This is a genomic window from Phytoactinopolyspora endophytica, from assembly GCF_004138495.1.
In the GTDB taxonomy this organism is placed as follows: Bacteria; Actinomycetota; Actinomycetes; order Jiangellales; family Jiangellaceae; genus Phytoactinopolyspora; species Phytoactinopolyspora endophytica.
The window spans coordinates 500,289-508,148 of sequence record NZ_ML142851.1 but is presented as its reverse complement, the minus strand read 5'-3'; the positions used below and the strand labels follow the sequence as shown (position 1 = coordinate 508,148).

Here is a 7,860-nt window from a genome sequence, read left to right as displayed (position 1 = left end):
GGCGGCCTTCGTACTGATAACCGTCACGACACCGCCGGAGAGCTCCGGCCGGGTTCGGCGACGACCCTCTCCACGACCGCTGGCGACGGCTCCGCAGCGGCGACATCGCCGCTCGCCGCGGCTTCGCGATCACGGTTCGTCGTACGATCTGCGACGTCCGAGACGTACCGTAAGGGGTCTTCTCTCACCACCTCACGATTGGTGATCATCTCCGCCAACAGGCCCAGGCTGACCAGCTGCATAGCGAGCAGAACGAGCAGCACTCCGAGTATCAGCAGGGGGCGATCACCGATCGCCTGGTCGGCGAAGAGCCGGATTCCGCTGAGATAGGCCAGGACGCCGAACCCGACCAGGCCCATGATGAGACCGACCCCACCGAAGAGGTGGGCCGGACGATGCGTGTAGCGGGTGAGACTCAGGATCGTCAGCAGGTCGAGACCGCCACGAGCGTAGCGTTCCAGACCGAATTTGGAGGAACCGAACTGGCGCGGACGGTGGTTCACCGGCTGTTCGGCCACGCGGAACCCCTGCGCGTGGCTGATCGCGGCGAAATAGCGGTGCATCTCGCCGTAGAGCGGCGTCCGGGCGAAGACCTCGCGTCGAGCGACCTTCAGCCCGCAGTTGTGGTCATGCAGCTTCAATCCGGTGACCATGCCGGTGACGAAGTTGAAGAGCTTCGACGGTAGCCGCTTTCCGAGTGGATCGCGCCGGTCCGCCTTATAACCGGCCACCAGGTCGACGGGGCCGGACAGCCGGGCGATCATCCCCGGAACCTCCGCAGGGTCATCCTGCAGGTCTCCGTCGAGCGTGACGATGATCCGGCCGGTCGACGCCGCGAAACCTGCGGCCAGAGCCGCCGACTTTCCGAAGTTCCGCCGGAAGCACAGGCCACGGATACGGGAGTCCCGCGCGCTCAGCCGGAGGATCTCTTCCCAAGACCCGTCAGCGCTGCCGTCATCGACGAAGATGACCTCCCATTGCTCGCCGGCGATGTCGTCCGCCGGGCGGGCGTCGAGCGCGGCGGCGATCTCCGTCGTCAGTTGTTCAAGAGAGTCCACCTCGTCTTTGACCGGCACCAGGACCGAGATGTCGACTGGGGTCGCGGGTGCCGGGGTGGTCCCGTCTACGGTCACGGTCCCGTCTGTGGGGTTGATCGGTGCCATACAGAGTCCTCACTCGCGTCACAGGCTCAACACCCGTCTTGCGGCCGGCGTCGCATAGCCTAGCGGTCCGCCATGCCGCCGCCGGACGCAGGCCGGAACCCTGGGCAGGTTCAAGCCCGACCACCAACCTTATCGGTGGTTGCCGTTATACGCAGGAAGTATGACTTCCACGTATACGCAACGCAAGAGGCCTTCGACACCACAGTGCACACTCGGGTGGGCCACAATGGATCGGTGCCTCGTCCCGCCGCGCAGCCGCAGCCCGAGCCTGAGGAGACGTCGCGCGCCCAGCCGCAGGCCGAGAAGGGCGTGCGCCTGGACGTGGTTCTGGAGCGGATCACCTACGCCAACGAGGAGACCGGTTACACGGTGGCCAGGGTCTCCACCGAGCGCACGGGCGACAACCTGCTGACCGTGGTGGGTGCACTGCTGGGCGCGCAGCCGGGCGAATCCCTCCGGTTGACCGGCCGGTGGACTGCGCATCCGCAGTACGGCAAGCAGTTCGAAGTGTGGAACTACACGACCGTGCTGCCGGCCACGGTGCAGGGCATCCAGCGGTACCTCGGCTCCGGTCTGATCAAGGGGATCGGTCCGGTCATGGCGGAACGCATCGTCGGACATTTCGGGACCGAGACCCTGGACGTCATCGACGAGACTCCGGCCCGGCTCATCGAGGTCGACGGGCTGGGTCCGAAGCGCACCACACTGATCACCGCCGCCTGGGAGGAGCAGCGGGCGATCAAGGAGGTCATGGTCTTCCTGCAGGGCGTCGGCGTGACGACGTCGATCGCGGTGAAGATCTACCGGCAATACGGTGACGCGGCGATCTCGGTGGTGCGGGAGGACCCGTACCGGCTGGCCTCCGACGTGTGGGGCATCGGGTTCAAGACGGCCGACACGATCGCCCAGGCGGTCGGCATCCCGCACGACGCGCCGCAGCGGCTGCGGGCCGGCCTGCAGTACACGCTGAGCGAGGCAGCCGACGCGGGCCACTGTTTCCTGCCCGAGGACAAGCTACTCGAGTCCGCGGAGAAGATCCTGGCAGTACCGATCGAGCCGATCAGGTCGGCGCTGACCGACCTCGTCGCCGACGAAGGCGTCGTCCGCGAGACGGTGCCGGAGCCGAATACGGGAGAGGTGTCGGCTGTCTACCTGGTCCCGTTCCACCGTGCGGAGCAAGCTCTGGCCGACGGGCTCCGGACCCTGCTGAATGCAGATACCGACAGGCTCGCCGCCTTCGCGGACGTCGACTGGTCGAAGGCGTTCAGCTGGCTGGGCAGGAGTATCGGCGTCGAGCTGGCACCGGAGCAAGCGGATGCCGTCAAGCTGGCTCTCACACAGAAGCTGGCGGTGCTGACCGGAGGGCCGGGCTGCGGCAAGAGTTTCACGGTGCGCTCCGTCGTCGAGCTCGCGCGGGCCAAACGGGCCAAGATCACGCTCGTGGCCCCGACGGGACGAGCGGCCAAGCGGCTGTCCGAGCTGACCGGCCACGACGCGGCCACCATCCACCGGCTGCTCCAGTTGCGGCCCGGCGGGGAAGCCGCCTTCGACCGCGACAATCCGATCGACGCGGACCTGATCGTCGTCGACGAGACCTCCATGGTGGACACGCTGCTGGCGAACCGCCTGATCAAGGCCATAGCGCCCGGCACACATCTGCTTCTCGTCGGGGACGTCGACCAGCTGCCCAGCGTCGGCGCGGGCGAGGTGCTGCGCGACATCCTCGCCGCGGAGCCCATCCCACGAGTCCGGCTGACCCAGATCTTCCGGCAGGCTCAGGAGTCGGGCGTCATCACGAACGCTCACCGGATCAACTCCGGGCAACGCCCGGAACTCACCGGGTACGACGACTTCTTCTGGTTCGGCTGCGAGGACACCGAGCAGGCGGCGAGCCTCGTGATCGACGTCGTCACGCGTCGCATCCCGCGCCGGTTCGGACTGGATCCGCGCCGCGACATCCAAGTACTCGCTCCGATGCACCGCGGCCCCGCCGGCGCCGGCAACCTGAACGAGCAGCTGCAGCAGGCCCTCACACCGGCGCGGGAGGGTAGTCCGGAGCGCCGGCATGGAGGACGGGTCTTCCGGGTGGGCGACAAGGTCACCCAGATCCGCAACAACTACGAGAAGGGCACGGCCGGCGTCTTCAACGGCACAGTGGCTGTCGTCACCGCGATCTCGCTCGAGCAGCAGAGCCTGACCGTGCACACCGACGAGGACGAGGAGGTCCGGTACGACTTCGCCGAGCTCGATGAGCTGCAGCACGCCTACGCCATGACGATCCACCGGTCCCAGGGCAGCGAGTACCCAGCCGTGGTGATCCCCGTGACCACGAGCGCCTGGGTCATGTTGCAGCGCAACCTGCTCTACACCGCTGTCACCAGAGCGGCCAAGCTCGTCGTGCTGGTCGGCTCGCGGCGCGCACTGGCGGCGGCGGTACGGACGGTCAGCGCCGGCCGCCGTCACACCGGCCTGACCTACCGACTGTTCCCGACGTGATTCTCCTTTCCACCGGACCATGGGCCGGCGAGTACGGGCTTGGCCGAGGTGTCCGGTCAGCCCTTGATCGCACCGGACGACAGACCACGCATGAACGACTTCTGGAAACAGAGGAAGGCGATCACCGCGGGGAGCAGGGCGAGCGTTGCGGCGACGAGCACGACACCGAGGCCCACCTCCGGATCAGCGCGCAGAGTTCGCAGCGCGAGGGGCAGGGTGAACGTGGATGAGTCCGAGGCGACGAGAAGCGGCAGCAGGTACTGGTCCCAGATCATGGTGAAGCCGAAGACGCCGATGACCCCGAGCGCGGGCAAGCAGGTGGGGAGGACCACCGAGAAGAACGTGCGAAGCTCACCGGCGCCGTCGATCCTGGCCGCTTCTTCCAGCTCCATCGGGACCTCCTTCATGAACTCAGTCATGACAAGGATGGAGAATCCCCAGGCGACAACCGGCACGATCATCCCAGGGAGTGTGTTGATCAGATTGATCCCGGTGAACGGCACGTCCGCGAGCACCTGGGAGAGGGGAATCGCGAGGATCTCCTCGGGCAGCATCATGGTGCTCAGAATCAGCAGCATCGCCGCGGCACGGCCCCGAAACCTCTTCCGCGCGAGCGCGTACGCAGCGAAGACGGAGACGATCATCTGAAAGAGCAGCCCAAAGCCGACCACAACGAGGGAGTTGGTGAGGTAGCCGAGCACACCGCGGTCGAAGGCGGCGCGGAAACTCTCCAAGCTGGGATCGTCAGGGACCACGTTGAGATGCGAAGGGTCGCGGGTTCCCGAGAACGCGCCCGCCACCACCGCGACGAGAGGGCCCGCGAAGACGACGACGATGACCGCCCACAGGGCATAGTTGAGCGTTTTCACCGAGCGCCGGTTGCTGGAGCCGAGCCCGAGTGCCGAATCGAGGCTGCTACTCATCGGTCCTTCCTCCATGCGAATCGGATCAGCAACGTCAACGTCACCGTGGCCAGGAACAGAAGGACCGAGCCCGCCGCCGCCACGCCCAGCTGGTTCCGCTCGAACCCGAGTCTGTAGATCAGCGTCATGACCACTTCGGACGACCCGTTCGGCCCGCCGTTGGTGAGGAGGAAGACCTCGGTGAAAACGCGCATGGCCCGGATGGCCGCCAGCGTCAGCAGGATGACGATCACCGGCCGCAGCGCAGGAATGGTCACGTACCGGATGCGCTGGAGTATCCCCGCGCCGTCGAGAGCGGAGGATTCGTATAGCGAACGTTCCACACTCACCAGGCCGGCGATGATGATGATCATGTTGTAGGGGGCGTCGCGCCAGATTCCCACGATCATGACCGACCACAAGGACGTGTCCGGAGAGTTGATCCACTGCGAGGGGTCCAACGTCACCCAGCCGATGATCTGGTTGGCCAGCCCGTCGGCGGTCGGGTGGTAGATGATCCGCCATACCTCGGCGATGACGGCCATCGGCGCCACCACCGGGAGGAACGCGGCCGACCGGACGAACCACAACCGCTTTGCCTGCCCCTCGAGCAGGAGAGCGAGGACGAAGCCGATGAGTAATGAGCCGACGGTCTGCCCGGCGGCGAGCACGACCGTGTGCCAGACGGCGCCCCGGAAATCGGGGCTGCCGACCAACACCTCGTAGTTGGCCGTGCCCACCCACTGGTTACCGAGGAAGGGCTGCACGTCCTGGAAGCTCATGACGAACGCCTGGCCCATGGGGATGAACTTGAACAGCAGGAACAAGATCAGTGCCGGGGCCAGGAAAAGCCACGGAGTCGAGACCGGCCCGTGCCGGGCACGCCTCCTCCCGCGTGTCGGCACCGTGCGCGTCTGCGTTCCAGGCTTCGGCGCCGCCAGGGTGGTCCGGGTCATTCCGCGAGGACTCCCTGCGACTCGAGCTCACGGTTGAACTCGTCGTCGAGCTCCTCCATTGCGGTCCTGGTGTCGAGGGTGCAGTCGCTGATGAGGGCGTTGAGTGTCTCCGCGGACGCGTTGAGGAACGGCGCCCAGTTCGGGACGCCGGGCACGTAGCGGCCGTTCTCGTCGTAGAGCTCCTGGAACAGGCTCCACCGGTCGTCGGTGCGCACGTCGGACATGACAACGTCCTGGTTGACGGGAAGGCGCACGATGTTCCCGTCCTCGTCGCCGGCCATGCCCACGGTCTGGCCTTCGACAGAGATGGCCCATTCAGCGAATGCCTCCTGGGCGCTCTCGTTCTCGCTACCGGCCATCAAGTAGACGTTGTTGCCCTCGGCAAGCGTCGTCAGGCCCGCCGGGCCGGGCGGCGGGGCGAACACCTCGACGACATCGGCACCGGGATCAAGGTCGAAACTCGCCAGCTCGTAGGGCGCGACCAGATAGGTTCCGGCGCCATCGGTCTGGAACAGTTCCTTGGTGTTGGTGGTGTCCTGGCTGCCCGCGCCCGGCTGCGCCACATCGTGCTCGCAGACGAGGTCGCGGATCCAGTCAGCGGCCTCGACGGAGCCTTCGGTTGCGACCGCGGACCTGAACGTCCCGTCCGCATTCTCCTCGAAGTACTCGCCTCCTCCGGACCAGAAGAACGTCGAGGTGTTCCACGAGAGGTAGCCGCGCTTCGTCGTTCCAGGCAAGGCGATCCCCGCGACGTCCTCGCCGGTGTCCGTGGGGTCGTCGTCGGCGTAAGCCTTCCACAGCTCGAGGAGGTCGTCCCAGGTCTGCGGGACCTCGGCCCCGACGTTCTCTCGCCAGTCGGCTCTGTTGAAGACCGCGACGGTATGAGCCGTGTACGGCACGCCGTAGTAGTTGCCGTCGACGGCCTCGGCGGCGCCCCATGCCCGTTCGGACACGCTATCCGCCCCTTCGATGCTCGACCGGTCGATCTCGCGGAGCATGCCCTGGGACTGCATGTTGCCGAGTTGCGCGGTGTCGTTGATGACGACGTCGGGGAGGTCTCCCTGAGCGGCGCGCTGCTGCAGCTTGGTCTCGAAATCTTCGAGGATCGAGATGAACTCGACCTCGGTCCCCGTCGCCTCTGTGAACGCTTCAGCCACTTCCTGTCCGACCATGTCAGAAGGACTGTCGGGAGCCTTGCGTTGCCAGATCTCCAGGGTCTGCTCGTCGGGATCGTTCTGGTCCGTCGTGCTTCCGCCTGCGCTCGAGCAGCCCGCGAGCGTCACGGCGGCGACGGCGACCGTGGCCACCAGTTCCGATGGCTTCTTCATCATGAGCTCCTTCGTTCATGGGTTGAAACGCGACTGATAGACATTTGCCGGCGCCCTCATGTCTCCGCGGTGGCCGTGTTCTCGCATGACGATAGAAGTGGCGTTTGATGCTTGTCTAAACCAAAATTCGCATGGACTTATGCAGATTAGGTATCATCAGGAGCCGTCGCCGCAATCGACACCCGACCGGCCGCCGGTAGAGAGGCACCGGAGGTGCTGTGTTCACCCTCGATCAGATCCGTGGATTCATCGCCGTCGCGGAGGAACGCCACTTCGGGCGCGCCGCGGAGCGGCTCAACATCACCCAGCCACCGCTGAGCCGCCAGATCCAGAAGTTGGAACACGCCGTTGGGGCCATGCTTCTCGAGCGAGACAACCGCAAGGTCGAGCTCACGCCCGCAGGCGTGGCGTTCCTCGCCGAGGCCAAGCGACTCATGATCGCTTCGGAGCGTGCGCCCGAAACCGCGCGCCGTGTCGCCGCGGGAGCGGCTGGCCAGCTGCGGATCGGCTTCACCGCCGCGTCGAGTTTCGCGCTACTTGGGCCACTGCTCGGCAGGATCACGGCCGAGGTGCCGAACGTCGACATCGATCTCCACGAGCTCGTCACGTCCCAGCAGGTGGAGGGCCTGATGTCGGGTGACATCGATCTCGGCCTCGCACGCCCGCCATTCGACACGGACACATTCGATTCGCACCTGCTCCTGGCTGAAAGCCTCGAGCTGGCGGTCCCGCGCGGACACGATCTGGACGTCCGCGGGCACAGCGTTTCCGTGGAGAAGCTTCGAAACCTTCCGTTGATCATGCACTCGGCCACCATGGCGCGCTACTTCTACGATCTCGCCGTTCGCCTGGTGCCGTTCGAGCACCGGAACGTCGTGCACACGGTCAACCAGATCCTGACCGCCATCACGCTGGTGGCAGCGGGCCGGGGAGTGGCATTCGTGCCCCGCTCGGCACGGCTTCTCGGCGTCGAGGGCGTGTCGTACCTTCCCATCGACGGACTGCCGGCCGACGT

Annotated in this window: 6 protein-coding genes; 2 read left to right on the top strand and 4 right to left on the bottom strand. The window is 66.2% G+C overall.

Features of this window, described 5'->3' with window-relative positions:
- Positions 1 to 23: 23 nt before the first annotated feature.
- Positions 24 to 1,163 (bottom strand): glycosyltransferase family 2 protein, encoded by a 1,140-nt coding sequence (locus ELR45_RS08185; protein WP_129664965.1) that lies wholly within the window; start codon positions 1,161 to 1,163, stop codon positions 24 to 26.
- A gap of 309 nt (positions 1,164 to 1,472) precedes the next feature.
- Here ELR45_RS08185 and recD2 point away from each other — a divergent pair, with 309 nt between their 5' ends.
- Positions 1,473 to 3,659 carry an SF1B family DNA helicase RecD2 gene (gene recD2 / locus ELR45_RS08180; protein WP_420813847.1) on the top strand — a complete coding sequence of 729 codons (2,187 nt, stop codon included), beginning with the start codon at positions 1,473 to 1,475 and terminating at the stop codon, positions 3,657 to 3,659.
- A 56-nt stretch (positions 3,660 to 3,715) separates the two neighbouring features.
- Here the strand turns inward: recD2 and ELR45_RS08175 are convergent, their stop codons facing one another.
- The 3 genes from ELR45_RS08175 to ELR45_RS08165 are packed head-to-tail and all read right to left on the bottom strand — an operon-like array spanning position 3,716 to position 6,845.
- Positions 3,716 to 4,582, bottom strand: a complete 867-nt coding sequence (locus tag ELR45_RS08175; protein ID WP_129664961.1) for a carbohydrate ABC transporter permease — start codon at positions 4,580 to 4,582, stop codon at positions 3,716 to 3,718.
- Complete coding sequence (locus ELR45_RS08170; RefSeq protein ID WP_129664959.1) at positions 4,579 to 5,517, bottom strand: carbohydrate ABC transporter permease; 939 nt, start codon at positions 5,515 to 5,517, stop codon at positions 4,579 to 4,581. The genes ELR45_RS08175 and ELR45_RS08170 overlap by 4 nt, the downstream gene beginning before the upstream one ends.
- Positions 5,514 to 6,845, bottom strand: a complete 1,332-nt coding sequence (locus ELR45_RS08165) for a sugar ABC transporter substrate-binding protein (RefSeq protein WP_165367585.1) — start codon at positions 6,843 to 6,845, stop codon at positions 5,514 to 5,516. The genes ELR45_RS08170 and ELR45_RS08165 overlap by 4 nt, the downstream gene beginning before the upstream one ends.
- A gap of 218 nt (positions 6,846 to 7,063) precedes the next feature.
- Between ELR45_RS08165 and ELR45_RS08160 the strand changes: the two genes are divergently transcribed.
- A partial coding sequence (locus ELR45_RS08160) for a LysR family transcriptional regulator (RefSeq protein WP_205856222.1) occupies positions 7,064 to 7,860 on the top strand: 797 nt, incomplete at its 3' end.